Origin of the sequence: Serratia sp. BW106 (assembly GCF_002607755.1) — a bacterium.
Taxonomy (GTDB): domain Bacteria; phylum Pseudomonadota; class Gammaproteobacteria; order Enterobacterales; family Enterobacteriaceae; genus Serratia; species Serratia proteamaculans.
The window spans coordinates 24,340-40,922 of record NZ_MCGS01000003.1 but is presented as its reverse complement, the minus strand read 5'-3'; the positions used below and the strand labels follow the sequence as shown (position 1 = coordinate 40,922).

Here is a 16,583-nt window from a genome sequence, read left to right as displayed (position 1 = left end):
ACAGTCACTTTCCGGTGAACGGCCATAGTAATGCGCCGCCTTGGGCGGAAACAGCAGCAGATCGCCCGGATTGCAGTAAAGGGTATCTTCACCGTCAAACACCTTGCCCTGGCCCTTGATGGTCAGGTTGAGAATATAGCCCTTCATGCCGCCGGGGCGATCGATAAAGAAATCCAGCGGGCCATCCGCCATGATCGGCGTCAGCCCCGCCACCAGATAAGCGTTAAAGGTGTAACCCGGCAACAGCGGGTTCGGTTGAGGTTCCTGTGCCATGCGATGATACATCGGTCCTCCCGGCAATCTTATAGCTTGGATATCAATCCTAGCTTAGCGGCCCGGCGGATTACTGCCCGGGCCGATAACAGAACTGTGAGCAGGGCTGGCAATTTAAACGCTGCGTTTAGCCTGCTGTTTGTAACGGTCGAAAATCACCGCGGCCAGCAGGATCACACCGCGCACCACATACTGTGAGAACGGCGAGATATTCAGCAGGTTCATGGCGTTTTCCACCGTGCCCAGGATCAGGATACCGGCGATCACGTAGGAGATTTTGCCGATGCCGCCCTTCAATGACACCCCACCCAGTACGCAGGCGGAGATCACGATCAACTCATAGCCGATTGAGGTCATCGGCTGGCCGCTGGTCATGCGCGAAGCCAGAATGATGCCGGCGGCAGCGGAAACCAGCCCGGACAGCATAAAGATCACGATTTTGGTGCGCACGACCGGTACCCCGGCCAGCCGCGAGGCCTCCTCGTTACCACCAATTGCCAGCGTATTGCGGCCAAAGGTGGTTTTATTGAGCAGGAAACCGAACAGGATCAGACAGGCGACGGTGATCCAGATCGGTGCCGGCAGCCCCAGCCAGTTGGCGTAACCCAGTGTGAAGAAGCGTTCGTCCTCAATCCCCACCGCTTTACCGTCGGAGATAATGTAGGCCAGCCCGCGGAAAATCTGCATGGTGGCCAGGGTGGTGATCAGCGCGTTGATTTTCAGCCGGGCGATAACAAAGCCGTTAATCAGCCCGGAAACCATGCCCAGTAACAGACCGGCCGCCACGCCGATCCACAGGCTTTCGGTCATGTTGATCACTACCGCCGTCGTCACCCCGGCGCAGGCAATCACCGAGGCGACCGACAGATCAAAGTCCCCGGAGGCCAGGCAAAACAGCATGCCGCAGGCCACCATGCCGGACATGGAGATCGCCAGCCCCAGCCCTTTCATATTGATAAAAGAACCAAAGTTGGGCACAAACAGCACGCAGGCGATAAACAGCACCGCGAACACCACCAGCATGCCGTAGCTGTCCCAAATTCGCGCCAGCCCCAGGCCGCTGCGTTTTTTCACAGAATGGGTCGTTATGGTCGACATCTCTTTCTCCTTCACCATCAGGCCACCGCCGCAGCGGCATCAGGGGCTATATCAGGGGTGCGCAGCATCGCCAGGCTGAGGGCTTTTTCCTCGCTGGCCTCGTCATGGTGTAATTCGCCGGACAGCGCGCCTTCACGCATCACCAGGATGCGGTCCGCCAATCCCAGCACTTCGGGCAAGTCACTGGAGGCAAACAGCACGGCAATGCCCCGCTGCGCCAGTTGGTAAATCACGTGGTAGATTTCATGCTTGGCACCGACGTCAATGCCGCGTGTCGGTTCATCCAACAGGATCACTTTCATCTCTTCCGACAGCCAGCGGCCCAGAATGGCCTTCTGCTGGTTGCCGCCGGACAAATTCATAATTAACTGCTCGGCGCTCGGCGTTTTGATATTCAATGCACGGATATGATGCTCGGCATTGCTGGCCTCCCAACCGTTGTTGATCAGGCAACCGGCACGAATGCTGTTACGCCGTGCGCTGATGTTGATGTTGTCGCGTACCGAGTGCACCGGGATGATGCCGTCCGCCTTGCGATCCTCCGGGCACAGCATGATACCGGCGCGGATAGCGTCAATCGGTGAACGAATGGCAATGGCTTGTCCGTCCAGCATCAGCTGACCGGCACTGATCCGGGTGGCACCAAAGATGCCCTTCATCAGCTCACTGCGCCCGGCACCGACCAGGCCGAACAGCCCGACGATTTCGCCGGCCCGCACGCTCAGGTCGATCGCCGTTTTGACCCCCGGCGCCTTCAGCCCTTCCAGCGCCAGACGTACCGGCCCCAGCTCACGTGGTTGATAGCCATACACGTCCCCCAGGTCACGCCCGACCATCGCCTGCACCAACTGCGCGTTATCCACCTGGCTCATATCGTCAAAGGTGCGCACGTAGCGACCATCTTTAAACACGGTGATGGCGTCGCTGAGGGCAAAGATTTCCTCCATACGGTGCGAGACATACAGGATCACCCGCCCTTCGGCGCGCAATTCACGGATCACCCGGAACAATTGCTCAATCTCTCTGGCAGACAGCGAACTGGTCGGTTCGTCAAAGGCGATCACCTTGGCGTTACGCGCCAGCGCCTTGGCGATTTCCACCATTTGCCACTGACCGATCGACAGGTATTTCAGCGGCGTATCCGGATCAATATCCAGCCCAAGATGTTCCAACTGTAATCGGGATTCGTAGCGCAGCAGTTTGCGATCCACCAGCCCATGTTTGGTCGGCAGTTGGCCAAGATAGATGTTCTCCGCCACCGTCATTTCCGGCACCAGATGCAGTTCCTGATAGATAATCGCCACCCCGGCATTCAACGCATCGGTGGTGTTGGCGAACTGCACCGATCGCCCCTGTAACTGAATTTCCCCCTGGGTCGGCGCGTAGTTACCGCTGAGAATTTTCAGCAGCGTGGATTTCCCAGCACCGTTTTCCCCCATCAGGGCGTGGATCTGCCCGGCCTGACAGCTAAAGCTGATGTCATCCAGCGCCTTCACGCCCGGGAAGGTTTTACCGATGCCTTTAAACGCCAAATACGGCAGTGCGGCGGTCATAGTGCACTCCTCCAGCAGTTAAAAATGCCGCCCGACAACGTGCTGTGGGCGGCTCGCTAATTACATCAGGCCTTTTTTCTGCAGTTCGGTCTTAAAGTTGTCGCGGGTGATCAGCACCACGTCGGTCACTTCGGTAAATTTCTGCGGTTCTACGCCCTTTTCGACCCAGTCATGCAGCATCTGGATGCTCTTGTAACCATGGATATCCGGGCTTGGCAGCAGCGACCCGTAGAAACCGGTGGCCTGCGCTTTGGAAAGCTCGCTGACGGCATCCACCCCGTTGATACCGATGCCGATCACGTTCGGTGCCTTGAAGCCCTGGCCTTCGGTAGCGCGTACGCCACCCAGTACGGTGTTGTCGTTCATGCCGACAATCAGCCAGTTTTTCACTTCAGGATGCTGCACCAGCATCGAGTTGGCAGCGTCAAACGCCCCAGGGATATCGTTAGACTTGGTCGGTACCCGATAAATCTGCTTTTCCGGGAAGCCGGCCGCTTTCAGCGCGGCAATCGAGCCACCGGTGCGGCGACGGGCAGTGTCCAGTTCATCGGCGGTAATCGCCATCACCGCGGTTTCCGGTAATTTCCAGCCACGCTTGTTCTGTTCTTTCCACAGCTCCTGGCCCTGACGTTCACCGATTTTGGTGGCGGCCATCATCACTAACGGCACGCTGTCCATAGGCTTGCCCTTGGCAGTGACAAACTGATCATCCACGGCGATCACTTTCAGGTTGTAACTGCGCGCCTTGGCGACAATCGCCGAGCCGAGTTTCGGATCCGGCGTGCAGATAACAAAACCCTTGGCTCCGCTGGCTGCCAGGCTGTCGATGGCATTGAGGGTTTTCTCCCCGTCCGGCACGGCGATTTTAATCACTTCAAAACCGAGATCCTTACCGGCCTTGTCGGCAAACTTCCATTCGGTCTGGAACCAGGGTTCCTCCGGTTGCTTGACCAAAAAACCCAGCTTCATGGTCTCGGCGATAGCTGAATGTGACATAACGGCCGCCAGTCCCAGTGTCGCCAGCGTCTTAGTGAATTTATGCATGATGCTCTCCGCTATTTTGTTCTCTGTGGCGACGAAACCCGCTCGCGGTGAAAACGTTATCATTAGGGTATCCGTTGTCGGTGTGGCGCTTATCTCGCGGCATTCATCCACAACGGGGGTAAGACGGCATAAGTTTTAGCGGGTATTTGTTACTGAAATGTAGAGCGCTATCACATCCGTGGAATACAGCTGATATGTGCATATATTTAGCGAATTCCGCCAAGCGATAACTTATGACAGCCGTCACAAAACCACTGCGGGAAGCAGAAAAGTGCATACTTCCAGCTAACGGCTCCTCACCTGCACCGCGCTTCGGCTCCTATGGTTGTCACAGCGTATTAACACATCAGGAGTCAACATCATGACGGCAGGTGCTATTGCCCTGGGACTGGACTTCGGTAGCGACTCGGTGCGGGTATTGGCGGTCGATTGCCATAAGGGTACTGAGCTGGATACCGAAGTGGTCTATTACCCCCGCTGGCAACGCGGCGAATTCTGCAATGCGGCGGAGAACCGTTTCCGCCACCATCCGCTCGACTACATTGAAGCCATGGAACAGGCGATCGTCAGTCTGGTACAACGCATGTCACCGCAGCAGCGGCTACAGGTGATTGGTATCGGCGTTGACTCCACCGGCTCCACGCCGGCGCCGATCGACGAGCAAGGCCAGGTGTTGGCACTGCGCCCGGAGTTTGCCGACAACCCGAATGCCATGTTTGTGCTGTGGAAGGATCACACCGCCATTGAAGAGGCAGACGCCATCAACCGACTGTGCCGCAGCGGCGAATTCCCCGACTATTCCCGCTATATCGGCGGCGTTTACTCCTCTGAGTGGTTCTGGGCCAAGATCCTGCACGTCACGCGCCAGGACGCCGAAGTCCGTCAGGCCGCGGCCTCCTGGGTTGAACTCTGCGATTGGGTACCGGCGCTGCTGTCCGGTACCTGCGCGCCACATCAGTTAAAACGCGGGCGCTGTAGCGTCGGCCACAAAACTCTGTGGCACCCGGACTGGGGTGGCCTGCCGCCGAAGGCGTTTTTTGCCGCACTCGATCCGCTCTTGGTTGAACATCTGCCCTGGCCGCTGTTTGAGGACTGCCACACCGCCGACCTGCCGGTAGGCACCCTGAGCGCCGAATGGGCGACTCGACTCGGGCTCCCCGCCACGGTGGTGCTGTCCGGCGGCGCTTTCGACTGCCATATGGGTGCCGTCGGTGCCGGTGCCCAGCCTTACACTCTGGTGAAGGTGATTGGTACCTCCACCTGCGACATTCTGATCGCCGATCGTCAGCGGGTGGACGGACGCGCCATCGAGGGGATCTGCGGTCAGGTCGATGGCAGTGTGGTGCCGGGAATGATCGGCATGGAAGCAGGCCAGTCGGCCTTTGGCGATATGTACGCCTGGTTCAGCCGCCTGCTGAGCTGGCCACTGCGCGAAGCCGCGAAAAATCAGCCTGAACTGCAAGCCCAGCTACAACAGATTGAAGCCGGCCTGCTGGCGGCGCTAACCGCATCCTGGGCTGAAAACCCGTCACTGGATCATCTGCCGGTGGTGCTGGACTGGTTTAACGGCCGCCGCACCCCCTACGCCAACCAGAGGCTGAAAGGCGTGATCGCCGATCTGAACCTCGGTACCGATGCGCCGACGCTGTTCGGCGGATTTATCGCCGCCACCGCCTTCGGTGCCCGCGCGATTATGGAGTGCTTTGAACAGCAGGATATTCCGGTCGATAACGTGCTGACGCTGGGCGGTATTGCGCGTAAATCACCAGCGATCATGCAGGTCTGCGCCGACGTCATGAACCGGCCGCTGCAAATCGTTGCTTCCGATCAGTGCTGTGCGCTGGGTGCAGCGATCTTCGCCGCCGTGGCCGCCGGTCAATTTGGCAGCGTGCCCGAAGCCCAGCGCCAGATGGCCTGCGGTATCGAACGCACCCTGCAACCGAGCCCGCAACACGTCGCTCGCTACCAACAGCTTTACCAACACTATCAACAGTGGTGCCAGGCCGCCGAGCCGCGCTACGCCTCTACCTCCGGTTCAGCAAGCTGAACCCTGATTCGACATGACAATTCAGGAGTTTTTAATGGACGCATTCAAGCAGCGCGAAGTCTGGTTCGCCATCGGCAGCCAGCACCTGTACGGCCCGCAAACCCTGCAGCAGGTCAAGGCGCACGCCGAACAGGTGGTGGAAAGCCTCAACCGCGAAGCCGGGTTACCGGTAAAACTGGTGCTGAAACCGCTGGTCACCACGCCGGATGAAATCACCGCCCTGTGCCGTGACGCCAACTATCAGCCACAGTGCGTAGGCATTCTGGCCTGGCTGCACACCTTCTCACCGGCCAAAATGTGGATCGCCGGGCTCTCCGTGCTCCACAAGCCGCTGCTGCAGTTCCATACCCAGTTCAACGCCCAGGTGCCATGGGACAGCATGGATATGGACTTTATGAACCTCAACCAGACCGCCCACGGCGGCCGTGAGTTCGGCTTTATCGGTGCCCGTATGCGTCAGCAGCACAGCGTGATTGCCGGCCACTGGCAGGATCCCGAGGCACACCGACGCATTGCCCAATGGATGCGGGTCGCCACCGCCAAGCAGGCCAGTCAGCAGCTGAAAGTGGCCCGTTTTGGCGACAACATGCGTGAGGTGGCGGTGACCGATGGTGATAAAGTCGGCGCACAGATCCAGTTCGGCTACTCGGTCAATGCCTATGGCATCGGCGACCTGGTCAGCGTGATCAATGAAGTCAGCCGTGGCGATGTGGATACGCTGATTGAAGAGTATGAAGCCAGCTATGTGCTGAGCGACGCGGCGAAAATCAACGGCGCAAAACGTGAAAACCTGATCGACGCGGCACGCATCGAACTGGGGATGAAACGTTTCCTCGAACAGGGTCACTTCCAGGCCTTCACCACCAACTTTGAAGACTTGCACGGCATGAAGCAATTGCCGGGGCTGGCAGTGCAACGCCTGATGCAGCAAGGCTACGGCTTTGGCGGCGAAGGCGACTGGAAAACCGCAGCGTTACTGCGCATCCTGAAAGTGATGGCCGGTGGGTTGCACGGCGGGACCTCGTTTATGGAGGATTACACCTATCATTTCCAGCCGGGTAACGATCTGGTGGTCGGCTCGCACATGCTGGAGGTCTGCCCGTCGATCGCCAAAGAATCCAGGCCGCTGCTGGATATTCAACCGCTCGGTATTGGTGGCAAGGCCGACCCGGCGCGACTGATTTTCTCGACACCTGCCGGTCCGGCCGTCAATGCCAGCCTGATCGACATGGGGGATCGCTTCCGCCTGCTGGTCAATCAGGTGGATACCGTGGAACAGCCGCATCCGCTGCCCAAATTGCCGGTGGCCCGTGCCATCTGGCGGGCCCAACCCACCCTGGCGACTGCGGCCGAAGCCTGGATCCTGGCAGGCGGCGCGCACCATACGGTGTTCTCGCAGGCGCTGGATGCCGATATGCTGCGGCTGTATGCCGAAATGCATAACATTGAGTTCTTGCTGATCGACCAGGATACCACCCTGCCGTCGTTCAAAAACGAGCTGCGCTGGAACGAAGCCTACTATCAACTTAACCGCCGTTAATCGGCCGGCTACCGGCAGCACATTGGGCTGTCGGTAGCCAAACGTGCTGCAACCCCCGCCTGAGTCCGACCATCCGTTTGATATTGATGACGAAGCCCGCATTACCCGCTAAGCTATGCGGCTGTCACATTGGATCATGTCTTACCCAGGAAGCCGTTTATGTCTCAAGCTGAATACACCCGTATTGGCGGTTGGTTGCTGGCCCCGATGGCCTATCTGATTGTCACCCTGCTTAGCGCCAGTCTGATGCTGCTCCTGTATGGCATGGCGATTTTCGTACCGGAATCGCGCGAATATCTGCTCACCAACGCCCAGGCGTTTAGTATGCAGTGGTATTTCTCGGTGCTGACCACCCTGGCGATGTGGTGCTTTACCCTGTGGCTGCTGTGGTTGTTCTGCCACCGCGCACAGCGGTTCCCCAAATTGTTCCTGCTGTGGCTGTTGATTACCGTGCTGCTGGCGGTGAAAGCCTTTGCCTTTGCGCCGGTGCCGGATGAATTGGCGGTACGCAGTCTCGGCTGGCCACTGTTAATGGCGGCATTATTGGTGCCCTATATGAAGCGTTCCAAGCGAGTCAAAGGCACCTTCACCGAGAACTAAACCACGTTGTACATAAATATGGCCCGTCGCCTTTCAAACCGCAGCGTTGTTACCTGCACTCGCTCACCCCAGTTACTTACTTAAGTAAGCGCCTGGGGATGAGCGAGCTGGGCGCCTAGCTGCGATTTGAAATTCATAGGGCCTGGTTGTGTAAATATTCAACAAAAATGGGCAAAAAGTGGCAAAAAGGGCAATAACCCTGCTTTCCCTATGTTGTGATCAGGCCGCCAATTCCCGATAATAGGCGGCTTTTATTTTTTTAGGCATCGCAATGACCGAATACCTGCTCCTGTTTGTCGGCACCGTACTGGTGAATAACTTCGTCCTGGTGAAGTTCCTTGGCCTGTGCCCGTTCCTCGGCGTTTCCAAGAAGCTGGAAAGTGCCATTGGTATGGGAATGGCCACCACTTTCGTGATGACGATGGCCTCCGTCAGCGCCTGGGTGATCAATACCTTTATTCTGGTTCCGTTGGATCTGGTGTATCTGCGCACGCTGTCATTTATTCTGGTGATCGCCGTGGTGGTGCAATTCACCGAGATGGTGGTCCGCAAAACCAGCCCGGCGCTGTATCGCCTGCTGGGCATTTTCCTGCCACTGATCACCACCAACTGTGCGGTGCTCGGCGTTGCGTTGCTTAACGTCAACCTGGGCTACAATTTCCTGCAGTCTGCGGTATATGGCTTCAGCGCCGCCGCGGGCTTCTCGCTGGTGATGGTGCTGTTCGCCGCGATCCGTGAACGTCTGGCGGTTGCCGACGTGCCTGCACCCTTCCGCGGTTCTTCCATCGCGCTGATCACCGCCGGGCTGATGTCGCTGGCCTTTATGGGCTTTACCGGGCTGGTGAAATTCTAATGACCGCGTTATGGATTGCGATTGCTGCGTTAAGTGCCCTTGGCCTGCTGTTCGGTCTGGTGCTGGGCTTTGCCGCACGCCGCTTTGAAGTAGAAGAAGATCCGGTGGCCGAGCAGATCGACGAGATCCTGCCGCAGAGCCAGTGTGGCCAGTGCGGCTATCCCGGCTGTCGTCCTTATGCCGAAGCGGTCGCCAACGGTGAGATGATCAACAAATGCGCGCCGGGTGGCGAGCAGGTGATGCTGAAGTTGGCCGAATTGCTCAACGTCGAGCCGCAACCCCTGGGCAGCGAAGCCGTCGTCGAACCGGTGCGCCAGGTGGCCTACATTGACGAAGCCAACTGCATTGGCTGCACCAAGTGCATTCAGGCCTGCCCGGTGGACGCCATCGTCGGGGCTACCCGCGCCATGCACACCGTCATTACCGATCTTTGTACCGGCTGCGACCTGTGCGTTGCGCCGTGCCCTACCGACTGTATTGAAATGAGACCGGTCGCCACCACTACCGCCAACTGGAAGTGGGACATGAAGACGATCCCGGTGCAAGTGATCCACGTGGAGCAACATGCTTAATCTGTTCGCCGCCTTCAAAAAAGACCGGATTTGGGATTTCGACGGCGGGATCCATCCGCCGGAAATGAAAACCCTGTCCAGCGGCGTGCCGTTGCGTACCGCCCCACTGCCCGATATTTTTGTGATCCCACTGCAACAGCATTTGGGCCCGGAAGGCGAACTGTGCGTCAATGTCGGCGACCCGGTGCTGAAAGGCCAGCCGCTGACCGTCGGTCGGGGCCGTACCGTACCGGTGCACGCACCGACTTCAGGAACTGTCAGCGCCATCACACCGCATATCACCGCTCACCCTTCCGGGTTGGCGGAACTGTGCGTGATCATTCAGCCAGACGGCGAAGACCGCTGGTGCGAGCGTGCACCGGTGGCAGACTACCGTCAACTGGCCACCAGCGAGTTGATCCAACGTATTCATCAGGCCGGCATCGCTGGACTGGGCGGTGCCGGTTTCCCGACCGCCAGCAAGCTGCAGGGCGGCATGAACGGGGTGGAAACCCTGATCCTCAACGCCGCAGAATGCGAGCCATATATCACTGCCGATGACCGTTTGATGCAGGAACATGCCGATCAAGTGATTGAAGGCACGCAGATCCTGCGCCACCTGCTGCAACCCAAGGTCACGCTGATTGGCATCGAGGACAATAAACCCGAAGCGATCGCCGCCTTGAAACTGGCACTGCGCGACCAGCCAGGCATCGCTCTGCGGGTGGTTCCGACCAAATACCCTTCTGGCGGCGCCAAGCAACTCACCAAGATCCTGACAGGTAAAGAAGTCCCGCACGGCAAGCACTCCTCCGCTATCGGTGTGCTGATGCAGAACGTCGGCACCGCCTTTGCCATTAAACGCGCGATTGTCGATGGTGAACCCTTGATCGAGCGAGTGGTGACCCTGACCGGTGAGGCCCTCAGCCAACCGGGCAACCTGTGGGCGCGCATCGGCACGCCGGTACAGCACCTGTTGAAATTTGCCGGTTTCCAGCCGCAGGCTCAGCAAATGGTGGTGATGGGTGGCCCGCTGATGGGCTTTACCCTGCCCGCACTCAACGTACCCATCGTCAAGATCAGCAACTGTATTCTGGCACCGTCGGTCAGCGAAATGGCACCGCAGGAGCCGGAGCAGTCCTGTATTCGCTGTGGTTTGTGCGTTGACGCCTGTCCGGCAGGCCTGTTACCGCAACAGCTTTACTGGTTCAGTCGCGGCGAAGAACACGAGAAAGCCCGCAATCACAATCTGTTTGACTGCATTGAATGTGGTGCCTGCGCCTTTGTCTGCCCGAGCAATATCCCGCTGGTGCAGTACTACCGCCAGGAAAAGGCCGAGATCAAAGCCATCGATCAGGAAGCCGCTCGCACCGCCGAAGCCAAAGCACGTTACGAAGCCAAACTGGCGCGCCTGGAACGTGAAAAACTGGCGCGTGAAGAGCGTCATAAGAAAGCGGCGGTCAAGCTGACCGATGGCGATCAGGATGCCGTTCAGGCCGCCCTGGCTCGGGTTCGCAGTAAAAATACGGCACCGGCGACCGGCACCATCAGCGGCGCTGCACCGGATAACAGCGAGATGATCGCTGCCCGCGAGGCCCGTAAGGCACAGGCGCGTGAACGACGTGCACAGCAGGAAACTGCTGTAGCACCGGTAACGGCATCGGCTAGCGAAGATGAGGATCCACGCAAGGCGGCGGTGGCCGCTGCACTGGCACGCGTCAAAGCCAAGAAAGCCGCACAACAAACGACTACGAATGATACTCCGGCCGAGCCATCGGTGGCGGTAACGGAAGAAGACCCGCGCAAAGCGGCAGTGGCCGCTGCACTGGCGCGAGTCAAAGCCAAGAAAGCCGCGCAACAGGCGACTACGGTGGAAACTCCGGCCGAGTCACCAGCGGCGGTAACGGAAGAAGATCCGCGCAAGGCGGCAGCGGCAGCAGCCATTGCCCGCGCTAAAGCCAAGAAAGCCGCACAGCAGACGGCGACGGCGGACACTCCGGCCGAGTCACCAGCGGCGGTAACGGAAGAAGATCCGCGCAAGGCGGCAGTGGCAGCAGCCATTGCCCGCGCAAAAGCCAAGAAAGCCGCACAGCAGACGGCGGTGGAAACCCCGGCCGAGCCACCCGCGGCGGTAACGGAAGAAGATCCGCGCAAGGCGGCAGTGGCGGCAGCCATCGCCCGCGCCAAAGCCAAAAAAGCGGCACAAAGCCTGACCACGGCGGATACGGATAAAGAGTAATTAACGCAGAAGCCTTGCAGGAAGCAAGGCGGCACAGGTTGTGTCCCTCAATGATAGGTCAGCACCGCTGGAGGTCATTTGAGGGACGCAACCTACTAATCGATAGAAATCAGGTAGGTGTAATCAACGTCAATCTGGCGCATCTTCGAGTCCTGATTCCATTCCTTGGTTTGAATAATTTCCATCTCCACGCTCCCCTGTACTTCATGACGCAACCCCGGCATCACATGAGTACTCAGATAGGCAAAGAACTGCGAGCATTCTTTGGCAGTCCCCAAATGATTGATAGAGATATATTCACGCCCAGCAATGGGAATATCGTCGATCTGGTAGCCCGACAGAATATCCTTTTTGTTCTCAGGATCCACCGCCATGATATGAGTCGCCGAACATTCGTTACCTCCCCGATTACGGACAGAATGGATGCTGTACACCCGGCGGCAATCCACATTCAACCCACGGAAAAAATCGGTAAAGATCTCGTCCTTCATCGCCATACAGGACGAATGTTCAATCTCCGTTTCTCCGGCAAAATCCAACTGCCGCGAGTAACCCACAAGCTGCATATCAGGCAGCGTCAGGCGTTTGATCTCTGGGTAGTAATCGGCCGCAAAGTTGGCATCAAAACTGAAACGTGGCATCAAATTCTTCACGTCCCACCTTTCCATCGAACGGTAACGGTTAGGCGTGGTGTCGAAACGCTGTTTGAACATGCGAGTGAAGGTTTGTTGGGAATCGAAGCCCAGTTCGTCTGAAATATCGATGATGGAACGGTGGGTAATACGCAACGCCACTGCGGCACGCGTCAGGATACGTGAGCGAATATAGGTGGCGAGCTGAATACCGGTGATACGTTTGAACTTGCGTTGCAGGTGCCATTTGGAGTAGCCGGAAATGCGCGCGACTTCATCCAGGTTTGGCCGTGTTTCCAGATGTATCTCAACCCATTCAATCAATTCTTCAATAAAAAAGACATCTTCATTTGTCATTATTTACATTCACTAACTCAATAATACTCGGGATAATAACCCACATAGATTATGTAAAAGTTGTTATTTTGTGCGAAAAAACGAACCAAAAATACCATGTTAATCCAGCGGTTATCGTTATGCGCCGGGAGTTAATGCCGACAGTTTACAGCTGCATCACCAAACTAACCCGATTTTATCAGCAAAAAAAATCCGATCGCGCCATATGACGCTCAAACCACAGCGTACACCCCGTGCTATAAGGCTAATAACCCTACCATTAAGACGTATTACCCTTGCGGTGATTCAGGTAGAATGCAGCGCTATAATTTTTCCTGCGTCTCCGCTGAGAGGCGCGTTGAACCTGCCGATGTCCGGCAAAGATAGGTACAGTTATTCTATGAAGTTCAGGCCGGTACAACCCACAGCCGCCAAAGGCTTGCACATCGCCAGCTCCCCCTTCACCCATAACCAGCAAAGCACCAGCCGTATCATGCTGTGGGTGATGTTGGCCTGCATTCCCGGTATCGCTGCGCAGGTATGGTTTTTTGGCTATGGCACGCTGGTTCAGACCGCGCTGGCAATGATCGTCGCCCTGCTGGCAGAAGGCACTATCCTTGCGCTACGCAAGCTGCCGGTGCGGACCCGACTGGCGGATAACTCCGCCCTGCTGACCGCCCTGCTGCTGGGGATCAGCCTGCCGCCGCTGGCCCCCTGGTGGATGATTGTCATCGGCACCTTCTTTGCCATCGTCATCGCCAAACAGCTGTACGGTGGCCTCGGGCAAAACCCATTCAACCCGGCGATGGTCGGTTACGTGGTGTTGCTGATCGCCTTCCCGGTGCAGATGACCAGTTGGTTGCCGCCGGATGAGCTGCGCGCCACCGCGCTGTCGTTCCAGGATACCCTGCTGGCCATTTTCAGCGGTCATACCGGTCAGGGTGCCACCATCCATGAACTGCAAATGGGCATCGACGGCATCAGCCAGGCCACCCCACTGGACGGCTTCAAAACCGGCCTGCGCAGCGGCCATAGCGTTGAACAGGTACTGCAACAACCGCTGTTCGGTGGTGCATTGGCCGGTATCGGCTGGCAATGGGTTAACCTGGGCTTCCTGGCCGGTGGCCTGTTTATGCTGGGCCGTCGCCTGATCCACTGGCAGATCCCGTTCAGTATGCTGGCGGCCATCGCCCTGTGCTCAGGTTTGGCCTGGTGGCTTGATCCGGCGCAGCAGGCCTCGCCGCTGATCCACCTGTTCTCCGGCGCCAGCATGCTGGGTGCGTTCTTTATCGCCACCGACCCGGTCAGCGCCTCCACCACGCCGAAAGGTCGCCTGATTTACGGCGCATTGGTGGGCGTGCTGGTGTGGCTGATTCGCGTTTACGGCGGTTATCCGGATGGCGTGGCCTTCGCGGTATTGCTGGCCAACATTACCGTTCCGCTCATCGACCACTATACGCAGCCCCGCGTGTACGGCCATCGCTAAGGAGCCATGATGCTAAATTCAATGAGAAAGCATGGCACTACGCTGGCGGTATTTGCCGCCGTGACCACCGGCCTGACTGCGGTAGTCCATAGCCTGACGCAGAACACCATCGCCCATCAGGCGGCGTTACAACAAAAAACGCTGCTTGATCAGGTGGTGCCACCGGAACACTACGACAACAACATGCAGACCGAGTGTTTCCTGGTCAGCGATCCGGCATTGGGCAATGGCTCGCCGCATCGTCTGTATCTGGCGCGCAAAAACGGTCAACCCACCGCAGCCGCGCTGGAAACTACCGCACCGGACGGTTACTCCGGCGCCATTCAGTTGCTGGTCGGTGCCGATTTCAACGGTAACGTGCTGGGTACCCGGGTCGTCTCACATCACGAAACCCCGGGGCTGGGCGATAAAATTGAACTGCGTATCTCGAACTGGATCTCGTTCTTCAGTGGCAAAAAGATCGACGGCCCGGACGATAAACGTTGGGCGGTGAAGAAAGACGGCGGTATGTTCGACCAATTCACCGGTGCGACCATCACACCGCGCGCCGTGGTCAACGCCGTTCGGCGTACGGCATTGTATATGGAAACGCTGCCGCCTAAACTTGATAGCTTACCTGCCTGTGGAGCCAGCGAATGAGTGAAGCCAAAGATCTGATTGTCCAGGGGCTGTGGAAGAACAACTCCGCGCTGGTGCAACTGCTGGGGATGTGTCCGCTGCTGGCCGTCACCTCCACCGTCACTAACGCCCTCGGTCTGGGGCTGGCGACCACGCTGGTCTTGATACTGACCAATACCTCGATATCTGCGGTGCGCCGCTGGGTGCCGAATGAAGTGCGCATCCCGATATACGTGATGATCATCGCGGCTGCGGTGAGTATCGTGCAAATGTTAATCAATGCCTATGCCTTCGGCCTTTACCAGTCGTTGGGGATCTTTATCCCGCTGATCGTCACCAACTGCATTGTGGTCGGTCGCGCCGAAGCGGTGGCCTCTAAAAAACCGGTCGGCCTGTCCGCTCTGGATGGCCTGGCTATTGGTCTGGGCGCCACCGGCGTGATGGTGACGCTGGGTGCAATGCGCGAACTGCTGGGCAACGGCACCCTGTTCGACGGGGCCGACATGCTGCTGGGCAGTTGGGCCAAGGTACTGCGTATTGAGGTGGTTCACTTCGACAGCCCGTTCCTGCTGGCAATGCTGCCACCGGGGGCCTTTATTGGCCTGGGTCTGCTGTTGGCGGTAAAATACCTGATTGATGAAAGGATGAAAGCGCGCACGGCCAGGGCGTTACGGGCTGAACCGGCGCAGGGACAAGGACAGGCAGAGAAAGCGTAATGAACAAGCAAAAACGGTTGGAAATTCTTACCCGCCTGCGTGATAACGATCCGCACCCGACCACCGAGCTGGTGTATACCACGCCGTTTGAGCTGCTGATCTCCGTGCTGCTTTCTGCACAGGCGACCGATGTCAGCGTCAACAAGGCTACCGCCAAGCTTTATCCGGTGGCCAATACGCCGGCCGCCATGCTGGCACTGGGCGTCGACGGCGTTAAAGGCTACATCAAGACCATCGGCCTGTTTAACAGCAAGGCCGAGAACGTGATCAAAACCTGCCGTATGCTGTTGGAACTGCACGACGGCGAGGTGCCGGAAGACCGCGCTGCGCTGGAGGCCCTGCCCGGCGTTGGCCGCAAAACCGCCAATGTGGTGCTCAATACCGCTTTCGGCTGGCCAACCATTGCCGTCGATACCCATATCTTCCGCGTCTGTAACCGCACGAATTTCGCACCGGGCAAGAACGTCGATCTGGTGGAGGAGAAACTGCTGAAGGTGGTGCCGGCCGAATTCAAGGTCGACTGCCACCACTGGTTGATCTTGCACGGCCGCTATACCTGCATCGCGCGTAAACCCCGCTGCGGTTCCTGCATGATTGAAGACCTCTGCGAGTTTAAAGAGAAAGTTTATCCCGACGCCTGAACCCGATGGGTGCAACGCAGCACCCCGTTTCGGGTCCCCACCGCACTGACCTATTTTTTATCGGAAATGTGATATCAAGCAGCAGTAACCTTGGTGTTTCCACGGGTTTCAGTGAAAAACTCACTTCTCGCTTATTTTCAAGCGAAAAATTAGTCAAAAATTGCGGTAAACCTCACGTTTTGACGATCACATTGTCGTCACAACCGCCAGGGTCGTTTTCTCAAATTTCTATAATTTTACAAAAGCCGCCATATGCACAACAATCCAATGGATTATTCACCACACCTATTGATATGAACCATCAAAAGTCATTACAGCAGAATATCTCACTGTTTAAATTCTGTATCCCTTTTAAT

General features: G+C 57.6%; 15 protein-coding genes. 10 read left to right on the top strand and 5 right to left on the bottom strand.

The annotated features are described in order from the left end of the window. The 4 genes from BEI65_RS27070 to BEI65_RS01790 form a co-directional block, all read right to left on the bottom strand. Positions 1–285: AraC family ligand binding domain-containing protein (locus tag BEI65_RS27070; RefSeq protein WP_232518952.1), on the bottom strand; the 285-nt coding region annotated here is incomplete at its 3' end. A gap of 102 nt (positions 286–387) precedes the next feature. Continuing rightward, entirely contained in the window at positions 388–1,371 is a 984-nt protein-coding gene (araH, locus tag BEI65_RS01800) for an L-arabinose ABC transporter permease AraH (RefSeq protein WP_099061856.1), read from the bottom strand. A 17-nt stretch (positions 1,372–1,388) separates the two neighbouring features. Next, a complete protein-coding gene (gene araG / locus BEI65_RS01795; RefSeq protein WP_099061855.1) occupies positions 1,389–2,924 on the bottom strand; it encodes an L-arabinose ABC transporter ATP-binding protein AraG in 1,536 nt (511 codons plus the stop codon). Positions 2,925–2,984: 60 nt separating this feature from the next. Continuing rightward, on the bottom strand, positions 2,985–3,968 hold the full coding sequence (locus BEI65_RS01790) for an arabinose ABC transporter substrate-binding protein (RefSeq protein ID WP_085116628.1): 984 nt from the start codon (positions 3,966–3,968) through the stop codon (positions 2,985–2,987). Between the two features lie 361 nt (positions 3,969–4,329). Here BEI65_RS01790 and BEI65_RS01785 point away from each other — a divergent pair, with 361 nt between their 5' ends. The 6 genes from BEI65_RS01785 to rsxC all read left to right on the top strand — a co-directional run bounded on the left by BEI65_RS01785 (position 4,330) and on the right by rsxC (position 11,798). Beyond that, positions 4,330–6,015, top strand: a complete 1,686-nt coding sequence (locus tag BEI65_RS01785) for a ribulokinase (protein WP_099061854.1) — start codon at positions 4,330–4,332, stop codon at positions 6,013–6,015. 34 nt (positions 6,016–6,049) lie between these two features. Next, positions 6,050–7,555 carry an L-arabinose isomerase gene (gene araA / locus BEI65_RS01780; protein ID WP_099061853.1) on the top strand — a complete coding sequence of 502 codons (1,506 nt, stop codon included), beginning with the start codon at positions 6,050–6,052 and terminating at the stop codon, positions 7,553–7,555. Between the two features lie 159 nt (positions 7,556–7,714). Next, complete coding sequence (locus tag BEI65_RS01775; protein ID WP_099061852.1) at positions 7,715–8,155, top strand: DUF2569 domain-containing protein; 441 nt, start codon at positions 7,715–7,717, stop codon at positions 8,153–8,155. Between the two features lie 271 nt (positions 8,156–8,426). Beyond that, a complete protein-coding gene (rsxA, locus tag BEI65_RS01770) occupies positions 8,427–9,008 on the top strand; it encodes an electron transport complex subunit RsxA (protein ID WP_085116624.1) in 582 nt (193 codons plus the stop codon). Further along, positions 9,008–9,580, top strand: a complete 573-nt coding sequence (gene rsxB, locus BEI65_RS01765) for an electron transport complex subunit RsxB (protein WP_085116623.1) — start codon at positions 9,008–9,010, stop codon at positions 9,578–9,580. The genes rsxA and rsxB overlap by 1 nt, the downstream gene beginning before the upstream one ends. Beyond that, entirely contained in the window at positions 9,573–11,798 is a 2,226-nt protein-coding gene (rsxC, locus tag BEI65_RS01760) for an electron transport complex subunit RsxC (protein ID WP_099061851.1), read from the top strand. Before rsxB ends, rsxC begins: the two co-directional genes overlap by 8 nt. 95 nt (positions 11,799–11,893) lie before the next feature. Here the strand turns inward: rsxC and BEI65_RS01755 are convergent, their stop codons facing one another. Further along, positions 11,894–12,787, bottom strand: a complete 894-nt coding sequence (locus BEI65_RS01755; protein ID WP_099061850.1) for a helix-turn-helix domain-containing protein — start codon at positions 12,785–12,787, stop codon at positions 11,894–11,896. A 379-nt stretch (positions 12,788–13,166) separates the two neighbouring features. On the opposite strand from BEI65_RS01755, the gene rsxD reads away from it, so the two are divergent. From rsxD to nth, 4 genes are read left to right on the top strand one after another with little or no spacing between them, the layout of a single operon-like run. Then, positions 13,167–14,252 carry an electron transport complex subunit RsxD gene (gene rsxD, locus BEI65_RS01750; protein ID WP_099061849.1) on the top strand — a complete coding sequence of 362 codons (1,086 nt, stop codon included), beginning with the start codon at positions 13,167–13,169 and terminating at the stop codon, positions 14,250–14,252. A 9-nt stretch (positions 14,253–14,261) separates the two neighbouring features. After that, positions 14,262–14,891, top strand: coding sequence for an electron transport complex subunit RsxG (rsxG, locus tag BEI65_RS01745; RefSeq protein ID WP_099061848.1), 630 nt, complete (start codon positions 14,262–14,264; stop codon positions 14,889–14,891). Beyond that, positions 14,888–15,586: an electron transport complex subunit E gene (locus tag BEI65_RS01740; protein WP_099061847.1), complete on the top strand. Its 699-nt coding sequence runs from the start codon at positions 14,888–14,890 to the stop codon at positions 15,584–15,586. Before rsxG ends, BEI65_RS01740 begins: the two co-directional genes overlap by 4 nt. Then, the gene (gene nth, locus BEI65_RS01735; RefSeq protein ID WP_099061846.1) at positions 15,586–16,227 is read left to right on the top strand and encodes an endonuclease III; all 642 of its coding nucleotides are present in this window, start codon (positions 15,586–15,588) and stop codon (positions 16,225–16,227) included. Before BEI65_RS01740 ends, nth begins: the two co-directional genes overlap by 1 nt. The last annotated feature ends 356 nt before the right edge of the window (positions 16,228–16,583 follow it).

Coding starts and splice junctions, on each gene's coding strand:
- araH (WP_099061856.1), bottom strand. CDS start 1,371: ATGTCGACCATAACGACCCATTCTGTGAAAAAACGCAGCGGCCTGGGG.
- araG (WP_099061855.1), bottom strand. CDS start 2,924: ATGACCGCCGCACTGCCGTATTTGGCGTTTAAAGGCATCGGTAAAACC.
- BEI65_RS01790 (WP_085116628.1), bottom strand. CDS start 3,968: ATGCATAAATTCACTAAGACGCTGGCGACACTGGGACTGGCGGCCGTT.
- BEI65_RS01785 (WP_099061854.1), top strand. CDS start 4,330: ATGACGGCAGGTGCTATTGCCCTGGGACTGGACTTCGGTAGCGACTCG.
- araA (WP_099061853.1), top strand. CDS start 6,050: ATGGACGCATTCAAGCAGCGCGAAGTCTGGTTCGCCATCGGCAGCCAG.
- BEI65_RS01775 (WP_099061852.1), top strand. CDS start 7,715: ATGTCTCAAGCTGAATACACCCGTATTGGCGGTTGGTTGCTGGCCCCG.
- rsxA (WP_085116624.1), top strand. CDS start 8,427: ATGACCGAATACCTGCTCCTGTTTGTCGGCACCGTACTGGTGAATAAC.
- rsxB (WP_085116623.1), top strand. CDS start 9,008: ATGACCGCGTTATGGATTGCGATTGCTGCGTTAAGTGCCCTTGGCCTG.
- rsxC (WP_099061851.1), top strand. CDS start 9,573: ATGCTTAATCTGTTCGCCGCCTTCAAAAAAGACCGGATTTGGGATTTC.
- BEI65_RS01755 (WP_099061850.1), bottom strand. CDS start 12,787: ATGACAAATGAAGATGTCTTTTTTATTGAAGAATTGATTGAATGGGTT.
- rsxD (WP_099061849.1), top strand. CDS start 13,167: ATGAAGTTCAGGCCGGTACAACCCACAGCCGCCAAAGGCTTGCACATC.
- rsxG (WP_099061848.1), top strand. CDS start 14,262: ATGCTAAATTCAATGAGAAAGCATGGCACTACGCTGGCGGTATTTGCC.
- BEI65_RS01740 (WP_099061847.1), top strand. CDS start 14,888: ATGAGTGAAGCCAAAGATCTGATTGTCCAGGGGCTGTGGAAGAACAAC.
- nth (WP_099061846.1), top strand. CDS start 15,586: ATGAACAAGCAAAAACGGTTGGAAATTCTTACCCGCCTGCGTGATAAC.